This is a genomic window from Granulicella arctica (genome assembly GCF_025685605.1).
GTDB lineage: Bacteria > Acidobacteriota > Terriglobia > Terriglobales > Acidobacteriaceae > Edaphobacter > Edaphobacter arcticus.
On record NZ_JAGTUT010000001.1, the window covers coordinates 4,099,787 to 4,118,886 of the forward strand.

Annotated in this window: 11 protein-coding genes and 1 tRNA gene; 8 read left to right on the plus strand and 4 right to left on the minus strand. The window is 56.8% G+C overall.

Annotated elements, in window-relative coordinates; all coding sequences use genetic code 11:
• The first annotated feature begins 41 nt into the window (after positions 1–41).
• The gene (locus tag OHL20_RS17380; RefSeq protein ID WP_263384441.1) at positions 42–1,490 is read left to right on the plus strand and encodes a sulfatase-like hydrolase/transferase; all 1,449 of its coding nucleotides are present in this window, start codon (positions 42–44) and stop codon (positions 1,488–1,490) included.
• Positions 1,491–1,512: 22 nt separating this feature from the next.
• Here OHL20_RS17380 and OHL20_RS17385 read toward each other — a convergent pair whose 3' ends face one another.
• The 3 genes from OHL20_RS17385 to OHL20_RS17395 all read right to left on the minus strand — a co-directional run bounded on the left by OHL20_RS17385 (position 1,513) and on the right by OHL20_RS17395 (position 5,180).
• Positions 1,513–2,514, minus strand: a complete 1,002-nt coding sequence (locus OHL20_RS17385; protein WP_263384442.1) for a formylglycine-generating enzyme family protein — start codon at positions 2,512–2,514, stop codon at positions 1,513–1,515.
• A 98-nt stretch (positions 2,515–2,612) separates the two neighbouring features.
• Entirely contained in the window at positions 2,613–4,484 is a 1,872-nt protein-coding gene (locus tag OHL20_RS17390) for a M61 family metallopeptidase (protein ID WP_263384443.1), read from the minus strand.
• A gap of 63 nt (positions 4,485–4,547) precedes the next feature.
• Positions 4,548–5,180 (minus strand): hypothetical protein, encoded by a 633-nt coding sequence (locus OHL20_RS17395; protein WP_263384444.1) that lies wholly within the window; start codon positions 5,178–5,180, stop codon positions 4,548–4,550.
• Between the two features lie 448 nt (positions 5,181–5,628).
• Between OHL20_RS17395 and OHL20_RS17400 the strand changes: the two genes are divergently transcribed.
• The 4 genes from OHL20_RS17400 (at position 5,629) to OHL20_RS17415 (ending at position 12,809) form a co-directional block, all read left to right on the plus strand.
• Positions 5,629–8,808 (plus strand): TonB-dependent receptor, encoded by a 3,180-nt coding sequence (locus OHL20_RS17400; protein ID WP_263384445.1) that lies wholly within the window; start codon positions 5,629–5,631, stop codon positions 8,806–8,808.
• A 42-nt stretch (positions 8,809–8,850) separates the two neighbouring features.
• Positions 8,851–10,110: a spinster family MFS transporter gene (locus tag OHL20_RS17405; protein WP_263384446.1), complete on the plus strand. Its 1,260-nt coding sequence runs from the start codon at positions 8,851–8,853 to the stop codon at positions 10,108–10,110.
• Positions 10,107–11,279, plus strand: a complete 1,173-nt coding sequence (locus OHL20_RS17410) for a glycosyltransferase (RefSeq protein ID WP_263384447.1) — start codon at positions 10,107–10,109, stop codon at positions 11,277–11,279. The genes OHL20_RS17405 and OHL20_RS17410 overlap by 4 nt, the downstream gene beginning before the upstream one ends.
• A 150-nt stretch (positions 11,280–11,429) precedes the next feature.
• Positions 11,430–12,809, plus strand: coding sequence for a metallophosphoesterase family protein (locus OHL20_RS17415; protein WP_263384448.1), 1,380 nt, complete (start codon positions 11,430–11,432; stop codon positions 12,807–12,809).
• A gap of 37 nt (positions 12,810–12,846) precedes the next feature.
• Here OHL20_RS17415 and ispG read toward each other — a convergent pair whose 3' ends face one another.
• A complete protein-coding gene (gene ispG, locus OHL20_RS17420) occupies positions 12,847–14,079 on the minus strand; it encodes a flavodoxin-dependent (E)-4-hydroxy-3-methylbut-2-enyl-diphosphate synthase (protein ID WP_263384449.1) in 1,233 nt (410 codons plus the stop codon).
• A 74-nt stretch (positions 14,080–14,153) separates the two neighbouring features.
• On the opposite strand from ispG, the gene OHL20_RS17425 reads away from it, so the two are divergent.
• The 3 genes from OHL20_RS17425 to OHL20_RS17435 all read left to right on the plus strand — a co-directional run bounded on the left by OHL20_RS17425 (position 14,154) and on the right by OHL20_RS17435 (position 19,001).
• Positions 14,154–14,230: transfer RNA gene (locus OHL20_RS17425), tRNA-Arg, on the plus strand.
• 399 nt (positions 14,231–14,629) lie between these two features.
• On the plus strand, positions 14,630–17,509 hold the full coding sequence (locus OHL20_RS17430) for a glycoside hydrolase family 76 protein (protein WP_263384450.1): 2,880 nt from the start codon (positions 14,630–14,632) through the stop codon (positions 17,507–17,509).
• A 496-nt stretch (positions 17,510–18,005) separates the two neighbouring features.
• Entirely contained in the window at positions 18,006–19,001 is a 996-nt protein-coding gene (locus OHL20_RS17435) for a 3-keto-disaccharide hydrolase (RefSeq protein ID WP_263384451.1), read from the plus strand.
• Positions 19,002–19,100 lie beyond the last annotated feature (99 nt).

The following is a 19,100-nucleotide window of genomic DNA, read 5'->3' on the forward strand; positions in this document are numbered from 1 at the left end:
CAGCATCGTGATTTAGGAATTAGGAACGGGAGTATCAGAATATGAATCGTAGAGATTTCCTTGTTAAGAGTGGAGCGGCTGCTGCGGCATCTGTGTCGCTTGGTGCTGAGACGCTTGCCCAGCCAGAGACTACCGCGACGGGCACGAGACCTGCCGCAAAGAAACCAAACATTATTCTTTTTTTATCTGACCAGTTTCGGTGGGATTTTGTTGGCGCGAATGGTGCGAACAGTTCGACGAAGACGCCGAACATAGATGCTATGGCGAAGCGTGGCAAGAACTTTACACACGCCGTTACAAATCAGCCGGTATGCGCGCCTGCCCGATCAGTACTGATGACCAGCCGCTATGCGACAGAGACCGGCGTGTGGCGCAATGGCCCTGCACTGGACGAGACACTTCCTACGCTTGCAGGAGAACTGCGCAAGGCGGGCTATACCTCGAATCTGATCGGCAAGTGGCACCTGGCACCTGCTGCCGCGGCAGATGGTGGCGGTCCCGGGTACGTCAAGCCTGAGTATCGAGGTGGATTTCTTGACCTTTGGGAGGGCGCGAATGCCCTCGAACATACTTCCCATCCGTACTATGGTTCGCTCTTTGATGGTGATGGAAAAGAGATCAAGTTTGCAGACCAGTATCGTGTGGATTTTCTAACGGATCGCACGGAGCAGTTCCTGCGACAGAAGCATGACAAGCCGTTCTTCCTGTTCGTCTCTCAACTGGAACCGCATCAACAGAATGACGAGAACCGTATGGTGGGACCGAAGGGTTCGGCGGCGCGGTTTATCAATGCGCATGTGCCGCCAGACCTGCGTGCGTTGCCCGGAGACTGGCATCAGCAGTTGCCGGACTACTACGGCGCTTGCGAGAGCATCGATGCGTCCGTCGGCCGCATCCGCAAGGTGTTGCACGAAACGGGACAGGCTGAGAACACGATCTTTGTCTTTATCAGCGATCACGGTTGCCACTTCATGACGCGAAATCAGGAGTACAAGCGCTCCACGCATAATAGCTCTGTGCGCGTTCCACTGATCATCGACGGGCCAGGGTTCGAAGGCGCGCAAGAGATTCCAGAGCTTACCGGAATTATCAATATCGCGCCGACGTTGCTCGAAGCAGCCGGGGTACCTGTGCCGCCGTCATGGAAGGGCCGGAGTGTCTTGCCTCTGCTGACGGACCCGGCTGCACGCGAGGCTTGGCCGAACAAAGAGTTGATCCAGATCAGCGAGTCGATGACGGCGCGGGCGATCCGTACCAAGGACTGGACCTACTGCATCGCTGACATCTCCGGGGTAAGGCAGGCCGCAAGTCCGTCTTATCTGGAATGGCAGCTCTACGATCAGCGAAACGATCCGCATGAGCTGGTAAACCTTGCGGGCCGGAAAGAGTATCTCGAGACGGCGAAGCAGTTACGTGGCGAGCTCTCGGAGTTGTTGAAGTACGCGGGAGAGGGATCGCCCGAGATCAAGCCTGCGACGCTGTATCCATGAGTGCGGTAAGTTTTAGACCGGACTAAGAACCCGAAAGATTGGTCGAGAGCGCGCAGCGAAAGCCGATGTTTGAGGTGGAGCTGTCAGGTGTCTGTGACGTTCGAGCTGCGACACGGTAGCGATTGCAGTAGGACTTGTGGCACAGAAACGAGCCGCCCTTCATGACGCGTGCGCTGCCGCGCGATGGTCCCTGCGGATCGTTGTTTAGACCGTTGCGGTGGAAATCTGCGCTGAACCAGTCAGCACACCACTCCCATGTATTGCCTGTCATGGAGTACAACTCATAGCCGTTTGATGGAAAGGCATCGACGGGGCAGCTCCCGGCAAAGCCGTCGTCCGCTGTGTCCTGCTTCGGGAACTCGCCCTGCCATATGTTGCAGCGATGTTCCCCGTTGGGACGAAGCTTATCGCCCCATGGGTAGAGCTTCTGCACGAGCCCGCCGCGGGCTGCGTACTCCCACTCGGCTTCCGTCAGCAGGCGCTTGCCCGCCCAGGTGCAGTATGCCTGCGCATCGTTCCAGGAGACATGCACGACAGGATGCCGTAAGCGCTTCGATATGGATGAGCCTGGGCCTTCCGGGGCGACCCATGTGGCTCCGTTGACCTTGCACCACCATGGGGCGGCGGCGACCGTGTCTTCGACGAGTTCCTCAAAGCGCGCCTCGGGGATGTGGGACCAGAAGACAAAGGACCATCCAAAGCTTTCTGCTTCGGTCTTGTAGCCTGTGGCGTCCACAAATTGAGCGAACTCTTCATTCGTAGTTGGATACGAATCGATAAGAAAGGGCGTCAGCGTGACTTCACGAACAGGCCCTTCACCATCCTGAGGAAAGCCTGTTGTTTCCTCTGTCCCCATGAGGAACGAACCGCCACTCAGGTGAACCATGCCAGCGGTACCTGGATTACCTTTCCTGAGTGGAGAGGGAAGCGGAGCTGTAGTTTCGATTTCGGGACGCCGTACCGTCGGGGCACAGCAGCTCTTATTTTGATCCTCGAAACCTTCGCTATCTAAACCCATCGCCATGCTTTCCTGTTGCGCTAAGATGCAGTCCCTTCAGACTAAGCTTCTTCGGTGCCGAGACTAAAGGGACGCATCATTGTTTCTCAAGTGTGCAGCTATTTCTATTTTGCCTTGCTTCCGAGCCATGCGTCTCGGAACTGCTTTTGTTCCGACGAGAGTACGATCTTTGTACTTTCTACCGGTACTAGCTCAAGGTCTGCCGGGTCGACGAGCGTTGTTGTCGCCCGGATCTCCTGGCCCCGTCGGCGAAAGACGATCTCTACGCTGTCTCCTGCTTTATGATCGGCAAATACTTTTGGCAGGTCTTCCGGCGCACTCAGCGAGGTGCCTGCAATGGAGATAATCTCATCATCACGGTCTACTCCTGCGTTATAGGCTGGAGAGCCAATGATCGTAGAGTCTGAGACACGTACGGCGTTGTTCGCCTTCGTCAGGCGCAATCGTCCCAGGGACGGCGGCCCTGTTTGTCGACGCAAGATAAAGCCCGCCTGCAGCAGAAGGGAAGCGTAATCCACCTTTTCTGTTCCTGCTATGAAGCGCTTTACAAAATCAGCGGCGAAGGCCGGGTCTCCGCTGACGGCGGCGAGCTGGGTCTGCACGTCGACGATGGTGTAGGGTTTGCCGACGAGGCCGGGCGACGGCCCGCCTGGCTTGCCATAGTTGCGCCACATCGCGCGCATAAAGTCATCCAGCGTTACGCGGGAGTTGGACCGGGTACGCAGCGTGAGGTCCAGCCCCAGAGCGACGGCGTCGCCGAATGAATAGTACGAGACAAAGTCATTGCTCCAGTATTTGGGGAAGTCGTCGCTGCTGCCGTCCACCAGCGGAGCGAGGCGGCTCATGTCCATCGCCGAGCGATAGCTGCTGCCGGGCGTGTTGAGAACGTAGGTCACATCTCCTGCAAAGCTCTTCAAATCATTTGCCGGAGTGATGCCGCTGCGCAGCATGGCAAGGTTGCCGTAATACTGCGTGAATCCCTCTGCCAGAAACATTTCGCCGGACATGTTGACGTCGCGGAAGTTGAAAGGCTCCAAACCCTCCGGGCGAATGCGTTCTACGTTCCAGTTGTGGAAGTATTCGTGCGCCACGGTGCCCAGGTTCAGCTTGCCACCAGTCATGACCGTGCTGTTGCGATGCTCCATGCCGTCGCGGCCATCCCATGGCAGTGCGTCAGCAAGGAAGGTGTAGTAGCCGGGCTCGTAGTCGGGCATTTCGCCAAACACCGCCTGCTCTTCGCGCACGAGCTTCTGTACCCCGGCAAAGTAGGTATCGAACTCAGCGTCGCTTGCCTGGGAGTGCGCCACGACACGAATGGTCTGTGCCTTTCCCCCGGGGTCCAGCGAAGGCACCTGGAAGGTCCGCATGACGAAGTGGCTCAACTCTGCCGGGCTGTCCATGAGGTACTGCAGATTTGGAGCGGTGAAGGTCTGCTTGTCCGTGGTGGTGTAGAGCTGCGTTGCGATATTCCAGTCGGTGTTCGCGGGCAGCGAGAAGGTTACGCGCACCGGGCGATCGTCGAAGCTTTGCGCCCACATGACAGTCGCCGGGAAGTTGATGTGCGCATGGGTCGTGTCTACGGCTACGAAGGTGCCGTCTACCTTGTCGCCAAATAATTTGTACGTTACATGCACTGTGCCGTCATGCGATGTGACTGTCCACGAACGCGGATCAGGCTTTGTGACTGTAAGCGGCTTGCCGGCGCCATCCGTGAAGTGTTCTTCGAAGACGTTCGCGGCAAACTCAAACGCTGCGTATCGCCCCGGGGAAGAGCGGCTCATCTGCACACGGAACGGCTGCTTTGGAACATCATGGAACGTGGCATCGACCAGCATAACGTGGTGGACCGCATCCGGAAACGATAGCCGGTACTCGGTGGAAGAATGCGCCTGCGCCCCGGCTGAGGCAGCCATTGCAAAGCAGGCAGCAAGGCAGAATGTACGGGAGAGGCGAAGAAGACCGCTTGGATTTTTCACAGTGTGTCGATGATACTTACCGGTCGAGGCTTTCGGAAATATCGGACTATGCCAGCTTGCAAATCACTCCACTGCCTCTACGTTCAAGACCATGTTGATGGCCACGGTCCAGGCTTTCCGGTTGGGGACCTCAAGTTCGGCCAACGAAGAAAATTCGAGTTTGGACGGCAGCGATAGCGTCACTGTTGTGGCGGTTGTAGACGTGATGTATGCCCCTGGCTGAATGCCGATGCCTCCGCAAGCCATACCTACAGTGAGGGCACTGGTCGAAGGCACTTTAAGGATCGCTGTACCTGATTGCGCCGTTGCTGCCAGCGTCTCAACCGGTGAGGACATGGACGGCTGCGGGATAAGTCGAGCTCCGCTCATGACAAGTTTTACCGGCCGGTCCAATACGGCTTTCGTGTAGACGGGATGATCGCCGGGGACGCAGACCTTCAACTCAGTCGGTGTTGTAAGTGACGAGCTCTGAGTTGCGGCTGTTATCGCTGCACCATAGTCGGTTCCACGATGCACAGCATCCGAAGATAGATAAGCCTCGACGCACTTCGAAGGTGGAAGATCAATCGGAGGGGTAGGCGAGGATTTTTCCTGTACAGAGGCGATAGGCTGTGGCGAGGAGCCGCGGACATCGCCGGTAAAGGTGGCCGTCTGCGCTGCAGCAGCGCCGGCCAGCAGCAAAAGCACCAGGACCATACTTCTGATGCTTTTGACGTCGAGTATATGTAGTGCTGCGGTCCTTAAAACTTCTGGCGGCTGGTGATCAAACAGTATCGGCATCACAGGTGGATCATACCGCCCTGATCACCGCCAGCCGCACCGGTCTTGCCCATCCGGTTATCTGTTCACGGTGCAGTGGTATCCCAGGTCGGTCGATTCTCGCGGTCGCAACCGTCAAGGCAGGTAACGCAACTTGCGTGAGGTTGTCGATACCTCCCAGAGGGGCACGTGGCCGGGAGTGAGGACATAGTGTAATCGAGAGAAAGTTTGTCGGCTTTACTTCGCAAAATATCAGAAACAGCATAGAATTCCCTGAACACCATCACCCAAGTTATGCCCGGTCGTAGGAGCTGAGTCCACTTTCCGGTACCGCACCGTCTGGACGAGTGAATGGTGTATTTTGCATTTTCTGTGGAGGCCAATTATGCGCACCTTGCTTCGCATCTTCTCCCTGTTCGTCCTCTTAGTCTCAGGAACCAATCAGCTCTTCGCCCAGGCTACCTCTACTGGCAATATTATCGGGGTTGTTGCCGACTCCACCGGCGCTGCCGTACCCAACGCAACGGTTACCGCCACCAACAAGGGAACCAACTCCAGTCGAACGACGACCAGTAATGATACCGGCCAGTATCGGCTCGACCTCCTTCCCGCAGGTAGCTACGTTGTGAAGGCGGAGGCAAGTGGATTTAGCACCGCGCAGGCCAACGATCTTCAACTTGCCGTTGGGGCGAGCCTGACCGTGAATCTCCCCTTGCAGGCCGGATCGGTCAGTACGTCCATTGAGGTGTCGACAGGAAACCAGCTTCTTGATACCGAGAAGACTGATAGCTCCTCAAACATCACTAATGAGCAGATCAATGACCTGCCGCTGAATGGCCGCGACATTGCGAATCTCGCGATTCTCGCCCCGGGCGTCAAGCAGGTCGACAGCTACGATCCCACCAAGAATCGCTATGCCGTGTACGCGGTGAACGGCTCATCCGGGCGGAACACCAACACTACAGTCAACGGTATCGACAACAAAGATAATACGGTTGGGGGAGCTGTGATGCAGCTACCGCTAGAGGCTGTGCAGGAGTTCAAGATCAGCACGAACCGCTTCTCGGCCGAAAATGGCCGCAGCGAAGGTGCAGCTCTTAACATTATTACGAAGTCTGGAACGAATACGTTTCACGGCGCTCTGTATGGCTTCTTCCGCTCACAGGCGATTCAGACTAACAACGCTATCAGCGAGCAGGGCAATCAGCCCAAGCCAGACTACAGCCGCCAGCAGTATGGCGGAGCTTTTGGTGGTCCCATCCGCAAGAACAAGGACTTTGGATTTTTTGCCTATGAGGGCCTTCGCGAACGCTCGAGCCTTGCTGTTACCGACCAGGCGTTTCAGGAACTTACGTTAGCTATGCCCCTCGGCGCCGTTCCTGCTCATACGATTGCCACTCCTTACGACGAGAAGCGCTATAACGGACGGATTGACCACTTCTTCTCCGACAAGGAGAAGGCCTATATCAGCTATTCCGCGCAGGACAATAAGAGCAACAACGATCAGTCCACCGGCCAAGTCGACACGACCGAAGGCAATTTCACGATCAACGACCTTATTCTTACCAACTTCACACTTAGCTCGATTCTGACGCCGCGAATGATTAACAACTTCACGACGGGATTTCAGTACTGGAATAACCTGATCGATTCGGCTACCCGCACGCCCTACTTCACCTTTCCTGATGGCGTAAGCTTCGGCACCAATCCGAATGTTCCGCAGAAGTCCAGCCAGCACAAGTTTCAGTTCAGGGATGACTTTTCATACACGATCGGCAAGCACACCATCCGCGCCGGGGTCGACTATCTCTACGAGCCCCAGGTGGGCGGTTACTTCGAGAACAATCCGACCCCTGAGTTCGATTTCTTCGCCAGCGCTTCCACGCTGCTCACCAACACGACCTTGTATCCCAATGGCTTTGCTTCGCCGGGAGCCATACAAGCCTCGACTGGTACCTCCGGCGACCCCAGCTTCAATCTGTCGCCCAAGATGGTGGGAGTTTATCTTGAGGATGACTGGCGTGCGAGCGCTCGGTTGCTCCTTAACATCGGCCTCCGGTATGACCGCGATATTGATACCTATGGTCTGGCGAAGCAGGCTAACAGCCGGACCTACCAGGAGGTCGTCGCTGCCTCCAAGGTCAATGTTCCTACTGTTCCGCTTGCGGGTGCCAGTAATCAGTATGGGGTTGGCTATACGCCGAGTCTCTCTTTTCTCGGCGGCAACTATGCTGCCCTTCCGAAGAACGACACACTCGATATCAGCCCTCGTATCGGCTTCTCCTATGACATCAGCGGCAATGGTCGATTTGTTATTCGCGGTGGCTATGGTCTCTACTTCGGTCAGACCTTCGAGAACATTCCGCTCTTCATGATCCAACAGGCCAACGCACAGGTCTTTGCGAACACGTACTCCATTGCCTGCTCGGGACCGACGGATAAGACCTGTTCTTCTGCGAACGTTGTCCCAGGCACGAACATTCTGTTGAGCAATTATCGCTACGGCGTCGATCCGCTCCCGGTCATCCCGCCAGCCGGCCCAAACCTTGCCGCTGGATCGACCGGGCGACTCATGGATCCCAACTACCGCAATCCTTATACGCAGCAGATCAACGCGGGACTCCAGTACGCCGTAACCCCATCCGGAGTGGTTGAAGTCGAGTACGTCCAGGCTCGCGGGATCCATGAAGACAAGACGGTCAACATCAACCCTACTGAGTATTTCAACGGTGGCGTTCGGCCGTTTGCTGCAGCCTTTGGCGCTGCGGGTGTCCCCGTCCTCGGTCGTTTCGGTGTCGAGAAGTCTATTGGTCGCTCTTACTACGATGGTCTCAACGTCAGCTATCGGCAGGCGATGCACCATCATTTCAGCACCGTTCTCAACTACACCTATTCAAAGGCACTGGCCTACCAGGGGAATCCCGCCGCCTTCCGCAATGCTTCCACCAACCCTTTCCTCGGGGAGTTTCGCCAGCCTGATTTCGGCGTCGCACCCAATGATGAGCGGCATCATCTGACTGCGGCTGGAACCGTCAAGCTTCCATTCCGTATCGAGATCTCACCGATCTTCTCGATTGGCTCGGCCCGCGCGCTGAACATCACTGAATCTTCGGCTAATCTCTGGGCAGTCGGCAGTGGCAGCAGCGCTCCGCACGCCGTGATCGCAACTGGCGTTAAGGAAAGCCCTGCAGCTTACCTCGCCTTCCTTAGCACTGCCAATGCGGCGGTCGCTGCCGATACTACGAAGGCTACTACGCTGGCCACCTATTACCGCAACTGCCTCGCAATCGGAAGCTGCCGCGAAATTGCCTACGACTCTTATCACGGCTCCCCGTTTATTCAACTGGACGCGCGGTTTACCAAGACCATTACCATCAAGGATCGCTATAACGTAGCTCTCTTCTTTCAGGGATTCAACCTTACCAACCGGGCCAACTATGGTCCCAACTTCGATGGCAATGTTTCAAACGCCACCTTCCTTCAACCGCTTGGTTTCATCAATCCCAGCAGCACGGTGATACCGCGATCCTTCACTGGTGAGTTCGGAGCGCGCTTCTCTTTCTAGCTCCCAACACGCGAGGTGGTAAGACTGCTATGCTGCCCGTAGATGGCTGAAACCTCTCAATCGAAGCTACCCTTTGTCTCTGTTGCGGGGGCGACGACGGCGCTGGTCCTGCTGACGGCGCTTAACTTCGTCAACTATATCGACCGCTATATTCTGCCGGGTGTGCAGGAGATGGTGAAGCATGAGTTTTCCGCTTCGGATGAGAGGATCGGGGCGCTGACGTTCTGGTTCATGCTGGCCTATGTGCTGGCCTCGCCGGTTACGGGATGGCTGGGGGATCACTTCAGGCGGAAGCCGCTGATTGTGGGTGCGGCGCTATTTTGTAGCGGTATCAACTTCTTTACGGCTACGGTGCATAGCTTTGACGCACTGATGATTCGCCATGCGGCGCTGGGGCTGGGTGAGGCTTGCTTCGGGATCTTCGGGCCGGTGATCCTTGCGGATTTTTATCCAGACGATCAGCGGAACCGGGTGCTGACGATCTTCAACGTGGCGCTGCCGGTGGGAGCGGCGCTGGGATACCTGATCGGCGGTTCCGTGGGCGGACATTATGGGTGGCGGATGCCGTTCTATGTGTCGGCGGTGCCGGGAGTGATCGTGGCGCTGCTGATTCTGTTTTTTATGAAGGAGCCGGAGCGCGGGGCGAGTGAGGGTGGGAAGCCGAAGCTGGAGAAGGGTGTGATTCTTTCGCTGGTGAAGAATCCCGCTTACCTGACGGCGGTGCTTGGGCTGGCGGCGGTGACGTTCTCACTGGGCGGGATCTCGTGGTGGATGCCTTCGTTCCTGCAGCGAGTGGATGGACGGTCGCCGGCTTCGGCTGGATTCCTGATGGGTGCGATCACGGTGGTGACGGGCGTGGTGGGGACGATTGTAGGTGGATGGATTGCGCAGCGGTGGTCGCGTACAAACCATCGGGCGCTGTACCTGGTTCCGGCGTGGAGTGCGCTTTTGGCCGTGCCTCCGGCGTTACTTTGCTTCTTTGGGCCGAAGGCATTGATCTTGCCTATGCTGGCGGCGGCGCAGTTCTTTATCTTTCTGGGGACGGGTCCTTTGAACGCGGCTACTGTGAACTCGGTAGGGCCGGGTATTCGGGCTACAGCGCTGGCGGGTCAGTTATTCCTGATCCATGTGCTGGGGGATGCTCCTTCGCCGCGAATCATTGGACTGGTGAGCGACCACAGCAATCTAAATATGGGGCTTGGGGTGACTCTGATCACGTTTGTGATTGCGGCGGTGCTGCTATTTATAGGAGCGCGGTATGCTCCTCGGCTTCATACGGATGAAGGTGCTGCGGCGTCGTGATCGCTCCGGTGTGGGTCGAGGTTGTCGGTTGGGTGGTGGCGCTGAGTTGGGCCTACAAGTTTGGGGAAGCTACGGTCGGGATGCCGAAGGTCGCCGATCTGCTGGAGGCGCAGTTTGATCAGGTGCCGAGGGGAGAACCTTCTATTGTGGTGGTGGTGCCTGCTCGAAATGAGGCGGCAAAGGTTGCGGCGTGTCTGCGATCCTTGATGGCACAGGACTATGGAAAGCTGACTGTTGTGGCGGTGGATGACCGTTCGACCGATGCTACCGGGGCTTTGATGGATGGCCTGGCGGCGGAGCACCCGGGGAGGCTGCGGGTGCTGCATGTGACGGAGCTTCCGGCGGATTGGCTGGGGAAGACGCATGCGATGGCGATGGCGGCGGAGGAGACGTCGTCCGACTGGCTGCTGTTTACGGACGGGGATGTGCTGTTCCGGGTGGATGCGGTGCGGCGGTCGCTGGCTTACGCGATGGCGAGTGGAGCGGACCATCTAGTGGTTGTGCCGACGACCATTCGCGAGGGGTGGGATGAGGGAATGATGTTGGGATTCTTCCAGACGTTTGGGATGTGGGCGGCGCGGCCATGGAAGATCCCGGACCCGAAGGCTAAGCGGGATGCGATTGGGATTGGTGCCTTCAACATGATGCGTCGGAGTGCTTACGAGGGGGTTGGCGGCTTTGAGGCGCTGCGGATGGAGGTCGTCGAAGATATTGGGATGGGGCGACGGGTGAAGCGAATGGGTTTTGCGCAGCGTATCGCGTTTGGAAGGGGACTGGCGAGCGTCCATTGGGCTCCCGGGGCGCTTGGGCTGGTTAACGTGATGACGAAGAATATCTTCTCGGCGTTCCGGTTCTATGTGTCGCTCTTATTGGTGGCGTGCGGATGGTTGGTGGTGTTCTGCGTGCTGCCGGTGTTTGGACTCCTGGTGCCGGGGTTGCGTATGCCGGCTTTGATTACGCTGGTTGCGATTGCCGGCGTCTATCGGCTGTACGGCAAAACGTCGGGGATTTCGGCCTGGCAGGCTGCGCTTTCACCGGTGGCGGCGAGCCTTTTTGTATACGCTCTACTGCGATCGATGGTGACGACATTGCGGCAGGGTGGGGTGATCTGGCGAGGGACATTTTATCCGCTGAAGACGCTGCGGAAGTATGCGGCTCCGTTGCGGTGAATGCGACAAATCTGCAACGAAGAACCTATCGTTTGCAGCCTTGAAATCTGAGTTGACCGAGTTTGTGAATAGGCATATTTGTACGGGTGCTATACTTCCGCCGTTGCGACGTCGCTGGTTATTCGCTATAGGATTTGAGCGTGAGGGAACATGAATGATGCATTGGACGCGAGCAAGGGTGAATCTCTGACGGTGGCACAACGCGACGCACTGATCGTGCGGCTGCAGGCTGCCTGGAACAATCTTCCTGCCGACAAGCAAGCGGCCTTGAAGCCGATGCTGGACAACGCACATGTGCAGTTGAGCGAGTTAGTGGCGACCGGGAAGCCACCAGCACATAACACCCAGCAGACACTGCGCATGAAGAGCTATTTGACAGGCGATTGGGACGGGCATCTTGCTGCGATTCAGCAGCCGATCAACCAGGCGGTAGCTCAACCGCTTGCAGCACCAGCGGTGGCCATCGCAGCACCAGCGCTGGCGGCGGCAATCGAGGTCTGCGTCGGTCCGGATGGGGAAATTCTTGGCACGGGTAAGTATCAGCAGCTCGACCCACGGTGGGAGTTGGTGGCGGGAACGGTGTGGCTCGAGAACCTGCTGCACAAACATCCTTTTCCGGCCGGGACGCCAGAAATTCTGCCCATGGATGATGATGTGAGCTTCGCGCTGCTGAGCGACTTCGGCACGGGAAACTTCGGGGCAGGGGACTCGCCCAGTACGAAGATTTCAAAGTTCGTTCCGACCCTGAATCCGGACTACACGATTCATCTGGGCGATACCTACTATGCGGGAACAAGCGGAGAAGAGGTGAGTAACCTGATCAACTTCTGGCCGACTGGTTCGAAGGGATCGTTCACCATGAATTCGAATCACGAGATGTACTCGGGCGGTGGACCGTACTTCAACGAGGCTGTGGGAGGACCGACGTTCAACAAGCTGCAATCGCCTTATAGTTTTTTTGCGCTCGAGAACACGCACTGGATTATCGTCGGGCTCGACTCTGCATATTATTCGGATGTTCTGACGCTTTACATGAATGGCACACTGGGCACGGGTAATGCACAGATCGCCTTTCTGCAGGAGATCGCGAAGAAGGGTAAGAAGGTGATTGTGATGACCCATCACAATGGTCTGCCAGAGAGCGGCATACCGGGAGCCGCACCACTTCAATTGTTTACCGAAGTCATGGGCGCATTCGCGGGGCAGGCTCCGCCCGCCTATTGGTACTGGGGACATGCGCACGCCGGGGTGGCGTACACGGCGCTGGCAGAACAGAACGGTATGCTTTGCCGGTGCATCGGCCATGCTGCGCTGCCGTGGGGTCTATCGTCTGACCTACAGGCCGGACAGGCGCAGGGCAAGGTCGAGTGGTTTGAACAATGCAATGCGGGTGACCCGGATAATAATCTGCGGGTGTTCAACGGATTTCTGGGCCTGCAACTGAATGGGCCGGACCTGGTTGAGACGTTTTATGATGAGACCGGTCGGGTGGCGTGGCGTCCCGGAACGGTCGACAAGCGCTGCTCTTAGTGGCTTCTGGGCGAAGCGCTCAACATCACCTCTCGTATTAGACCTCGACGAGGATATGGCCGTAGCGCTTTTGCACGTACTCGTCCAGGATGACCTGAAACTCTTCTACGATGCGGTCGCCTTTGAGGGTCATGGCCAGCTTGCCATCGATATAGACGGGTGCCTTGGGCTCTTCAAAGGTGCCGGGAAGAGAGATGCCAATGTTGGCATGCTTGCTTTCGCCGGGGCCATTGACGATACAGCCCATGACGGCTAGTTTGAGCTCTTCGACGCCGGGATATTGCTTCTTCCACTCGGGCATGGATTCGACGAGATAGGACTGGATGCGTTCTGCCAACTCCTGAAAGTAGGTGGAGGTGGTGCGACCGCAGCCCGGACAGGAGGTGACCTGCGGCATGAAGGAGCGGATATTGAGGGATTGGAGAATCTGCTGTCCGCAGCGGACCTCTTCGGAGCGATCGCCGCCGGGCGTAGGCGTAAGTGAGACACGGATGGTGTCGCCGATACCGGCGAGGAGGAGCGGGGACAGGCCAGCGGTAGAGGCAACAACGCCCTTCATGCCCATGCCTGCTTCGGTGAGGCCGAGGTGAAGGGTGTAGTCGCAACGGCTGGCGAGTTCGGTGTAGACGTCGATGAGGTCGCGAACACCCGAGACTTTGGCTGAGAGGATGATCTGGTCGCGACGGAGGCCGTAGCGTTCGGCGGCAGCGGCGTTGTCGAGAGCGGAGACAACCATGGCTTCCATCATGACGTCGCGAGCTTCGAGCGGCTGCGAGAGCCTTGAGTTCTCATCCATCATCTTGGTGAGGAGAGCCTGATCGAGCGAACCCCAGTTGACACCGATCCGAACGGGCTTCTGATGCTTGACGGCGACCTCAACCATGGTGCGGAAGTTATCGTCATCTTTACGGCCGATAGAGCAGTTGCCGGGATTGATACGATACTTGGCGAGGGACTGAGCACAGTCAGGATACCTGGCGAGGAGCTGATGGCCGTTATAGTGAAAGTCGCCGATGAGGGGTGTGGTCCAACCCTTGGCTGCTAGCTGCTCGACGATGTAGGGGACGGCTTTGGCGGCGTCGTCGTTGTTGACAGTAATGCGGACGAGCTCCGAGCCGGCGCGCGCGAGGGCAGCGACCTGCTGGACGGTGGAGTCAATATCTGCGGTGTCGGTGTTGGTCATGGATTGGACCACGACGGGGTGTCCGAAGCCTGTGAGGACGCCACCGATATTGACCGGGATGGACCGGCGACGATTGATCTGCGGCATAGCGATTCTCCATCTATAAGGGTAACACTGGAGGTAGTGGCGACGAGGATAGGCTGCGATACACTGAGTGCGATGGCCCGGTAGCTCAGTTGCATAGAGCAGCGCACTCCTAACGCGAAGGTCGCAGGTTGGACTCCTGCCCGGGCCACCAATAAATTATTGAGTCACACGATCTGGATGACACGCCCTAGAAGGTTGGGGTCACTCTTGGGTGATCGAACATTGGCCTAATCAGTCGATGGCATGAGACTCGCTCGCCTCTACTTCAGCAAGAAGGGTCGCCGAGATCATGGCCGCCCTTCTCATTGCGTGGTGATTCCACTTTGCGGCTGGAAGCTCCCAGGGCGGTTGTCGCCTAAAGTGAGGTGCCGGGCTGGAAGCTGTGCATTGCATCCCTACAGCTACTCAGAAGATGACATTCGTGGCGAATTTTCAGAACAACCTTCCCATAAGACCAGCGGTGGACGTATGATGCTTTGACTTTGGAAACGTTTCCAGGTTGTTTCAGAGCTTATGTGGGCTGACATGCCATTTTTGCCAGGGAGTCACTATGCCTCGTCTTCTCGCCGGGTCCGTCGTAGCAGCGATGTTGTTGATGTTCAGCTCATTCTTGCCGCGAGCAAACGCGCAAGGATCAGCGCAACCGACACTGGCACAGCAAACTAAGGCTGGCATCGACGAGATGCAACGGCTGTACACGCCTTCGACCGGGCTCTACCAGGGAACAAACTGGTGGCCATCTGCGAACGAACTCACTACGCTGGCCGATTATTCCCTGTTAACCAATTCGACGAGCTACAGCGGCATCTTCGCAAATACGCTCCAGTTGGCGCCCAACCAAAATGCTGGTTTTCTGGACAACTTTTATGACGACGAAGGATGGTGGGCTCTGGCTTGGATCGCCGCTTACGATGTGACCAAGAACCCGCAATACCTCACTACAGCCGGTTCAATCTTCGCCGATATGACGGGCGGCTGGGACTCAACATGTGGCGGCGGTATCTGGTGGAGCAAAGATCGGGCTTACAAGAATGCGATTGCGAATGAGCTCTTTCTGTCGGTAGCGGCTCATCTGGCGAACCGGACCGCGGCAAGCGATCGGGCAGGGTACCTCTCCTGGGCCAACCAGGAGTGGGCCTGGTTTCAAGGTTCGGGGATGATCAACAGCCAGAACTTGATTAATGATGGTCTGACGACTTCTACCTGCACGAACAACGGGCAGACTACGTGGACTTACAACCAGGGGGTTGTGCTGGGTGGTCTTGTTGAGTTGAACCAGGCACAGCCGGCTCCTGTGCTTATGGCGACTGCGAATAGCATTGCCCAGTCTGCCATCAGCCACCTGACGGACAGTAATGGTGTGCTGCATGACGCCGGTGAGCCGAACCTTGGAGCGGACGGTCCACAGTTCAAGGGTGTGTTCCTGCGCAATCTAATGGCACTTACATCGGTGTCCCCGCAGCAACAGTACGCGGACTTTGCACTGACGAACGCCGAAAGCATCTGGTACACCTCGCGAAATGCGAACAATGCGTTCGGACAAGTTTGGACGGGACCGTTCGACGCCGTCTATACCGCCAGTCAAGGCTCAGCGGTGGACGCTTTCGTCGCTGCGCTAGCCGCATCGCAAAACCCGAGCTTGAATACACTTCCCGACTTTACCCTGACTGCATCTCCCGCTTCGTTTAACCTCGTGCCCGGGGGGGCGGCAGTGGCTACGGTGATGCTTACGCCGGAGAACGGCTTTGCAAACACAGTGGAACTGAGAGCCTCCGTTGTTCAGGCACCGGCCGGAGTGACGGCCTCGATTGCAAGCTCAACACTGACCGGTAGCGGGCAGACGACACTAAACATCGATACAACAGGGCAGACACCTGGAGGCACACTGGTGGTTGCGGTGACCGGCACCAGTGGCGGACTGATCCACACTGCCTATGTGCAGCTCCTCTTGCCGGATTTCGTCCTTAGTACCACGGCTTCGATACTCTACCTGAATCAGGGTGGAAGCACGAGCACGGCGGTTGCGGTGAATGCTATTAATGGATTTGCAAGCCAGGTTGCTCTCTCGGTAGCGGGCGTTCCACCGCTTGTCAGCGCGAGATTTTCTCCACCGGCGGCTACCGGGACCAGCAAGTTGATACTCGCTGCCAGCGTGACCGCTCCGACCACAAGCGGGGCACAGATCACGGTCTCCGGTACCTCGGGTAGCACCTCGCACACGGCTGCATCACTCCCCGTAGCAATCAGCGCAGGACTTGGAGAGTGCGGGCTTGGCGATATCGTGAACCTTTCAAGCAGCTACAACCTCACGGCGATTCGTTCGGATGGTGCCGCCTTTACTGACGGCGGCATCGATAGTTTGGGGGACGCTCTATCCGGGGAGGTGCTGACACGAAACCGTGTGCTGAACGGGATCCACTTTCACATGGGTGAAGCCAATGTTCCGAATGCGGTTTACGGAGCCGGGCAGGTGATCGCTCTGCCCCACCGAAGGTATCAAACACTTCAGCTACTGGGTACTGGTATTCAAGGCACTCAGATGAATCAAGTTGTCACCATAACCTATACCGACGGCTCAACTTCGCAACTACTTGCCAGCTTCAGCGACTGGTTCAGTCCGTCGGTAAATGTCAACGAGGAAGAAGCTATTGCGATGCCGTACCGTAACACGAGCAGCGGCACTGCTGACGATCGTCAGTTCAATGTGTACGGCTACACCCTGTTGCTCGACAGTAGCAAGCCTGTGAAAAGCATGACGCTGCCGTTAAATCGTAATGTCGTAGTGTTGGCGGCAACCTTATCTGAACTACCGTTGGGCAAAGAGGTGAACCTGTCCAGCGTCTACAACGCTACAGGCATCACCACAGACGGAACGTCCACACCGTCGAATGGCGGGGTGGATGGAGAGGGCTATACGTTTTCAGCAAACGCGCTCAACGATCTGGGAGCAGGAGAAGAGATCGTGGTTGGTCCGTCTCGGTTTCACTTAGCGGCCGGCAATGTATCGGATGTGATGTACGCCGCCGGGCAGACTGTAACCCTCCCTGCGGGCGTCTACACTGAGCTAAAACTATTAGGAACAGGAGTGCAGGGGAATCAAGCCGATCAGGCGTTCATCGTGCACTATGATGATGGCTCATCTGAGACAGTCCATCAGAGCTTCAGCGACTGGTTCTCAGTGTCCGGAAATTCGAATGAATCGGTCGCAGTCAAGTTGGCATACCGTAATGGTAGCAACGGGATGGCGGCCGGCGGTCCATTAAACCTCTACCTCTATACGTTCAAGCTTTCTCCGTTCAAGCCGATCAAGAGCATTACGCTTCCAGTCAACAGGAATGTCGTCGTGTTCTCCGTAACGCTGGTTCCGCTTTCAGCTGTGGACCTGGAGACAGTGATTTGTCCCGTGTTGGATAACTTTTCCGGCTGGTAGAGACTTCGCCGTAAATCGGTTTTCTTCGGTGAGACATGCTGATCGGCCCATCTTGTAGCGTCAGGATACTGACTATCGAGCAAGCGGGCAGTCAGCTGTATCCGGCTCTGGAGCGATGAGGGCGGAGCTTGCAAGTGGTGGCAACTACAACGTTGATGCACAATCACTCAAAGGAAAGATCTCTGGCAAAATAACCAAAGCCTTCCGCGCACAAAAAATCAACACGGTCTCAAAGCGAAGATTGGAACTGGCGGTCGCCCTATCGATTCTCGTTCCTGAAAGATCGAAATTAACTAAGTGGTTCTTCGCGAAGGGAACACAAAGACGAGTGAACCGAAACCAAGCTTGTCTCGGGCGGAAGTCCGCACCGCGAAGGAGAGCATGTGTCTGAGATGCCTTCAGCCCTTTGCGACCCTTTAGACTCGAACGAGACGATCCCAACTCCTTTGCGTAGAATCAATAACGTTTAGTAGTGACCCCAAAGAGAGTAGGTAAAATGCCCGGAAAGAAAGACGTTTCATTCAACCGCGTAATGACGAAGATTCTGTTTATAGCTATGGCAGCGACCACGCTTGCCTCGACTGTCATCGCGCAAGACACCAAAGCGTTTCTTGGCCGCTGGGACATGACTGTTACTCCAGTCACTGGTAAATCTTATCCGCAGTGGATCGAGCTTACTGAGAGCGGCGGCAAAATTGAAGGTCGCGTTCAGCCGAGAGGTGGTGCATGGCATCTGATCACAGACGCCACTATGGATTCGGGCAAACTGATCGTGACTGTGGGAGAAGCGGCTCCCGGTGAAGCCGTTCGCTGGGAGCTCACATCTCCCGACGCAGGCAAGCTAACCGGCGTCGAGAAGCGCGGTGGCGTCGACGGCCCGATGCTCGCTGGCGTGAAGGCACCTCTACTGGATCGGTCCATGCCGAAGAAGTGGACGAAACCGGCGCCCCTTTTCGACGGCAAAGATCTCAAGGGTTGGGAGCCGATAGGTAACGTTGAGAACAACAAATGGGTGGCTCGCGATGGCGAATTGGTGAATGACAATCCAGAGGTGCCCGGTCAACGAGGACACGGTGCTGCCAACATCATGACGACAGAGAAGTTCCAGGACTTCAAGCTGCATATTGAAGTGAACTGTCCGGAAGGCGGCAATAGCGGCATCTATCTGCGCGGTCGCTACGAGCTACAGGTAGGCACAGAGGGCGGAAAGCTGCCATCGCACGAGATGGGCGCGATCTACAGTTACTTTCCGCCACCAGAGGGTGCAGAAAATAATCTCGGAAAGTGGACGACCTTCGACGTGACCTTCGTCGGCAGACGTGTGACGGTCTTGCGTGATGGCAGGATGTATCACGACAATGTCGAGATTCCTGGCCCGACCGGAGGCGCTCTTGACAGCAATGAGGCCGAGCCCGGGCCGTTCTATCTGCAGGGGGATCACCACGGGGTCATCATGTATCGCAACATTACCATCTCGGTGCCGAAAGGGTAAGGTTCACTAGGGTTACGCATCTGCCGGCTGCTTGTTCGTGTTGCGAGTCATGCAACCCGTGAGGCAGCCGGTCGCACTTTCACGAGGCATCTAAGAGCT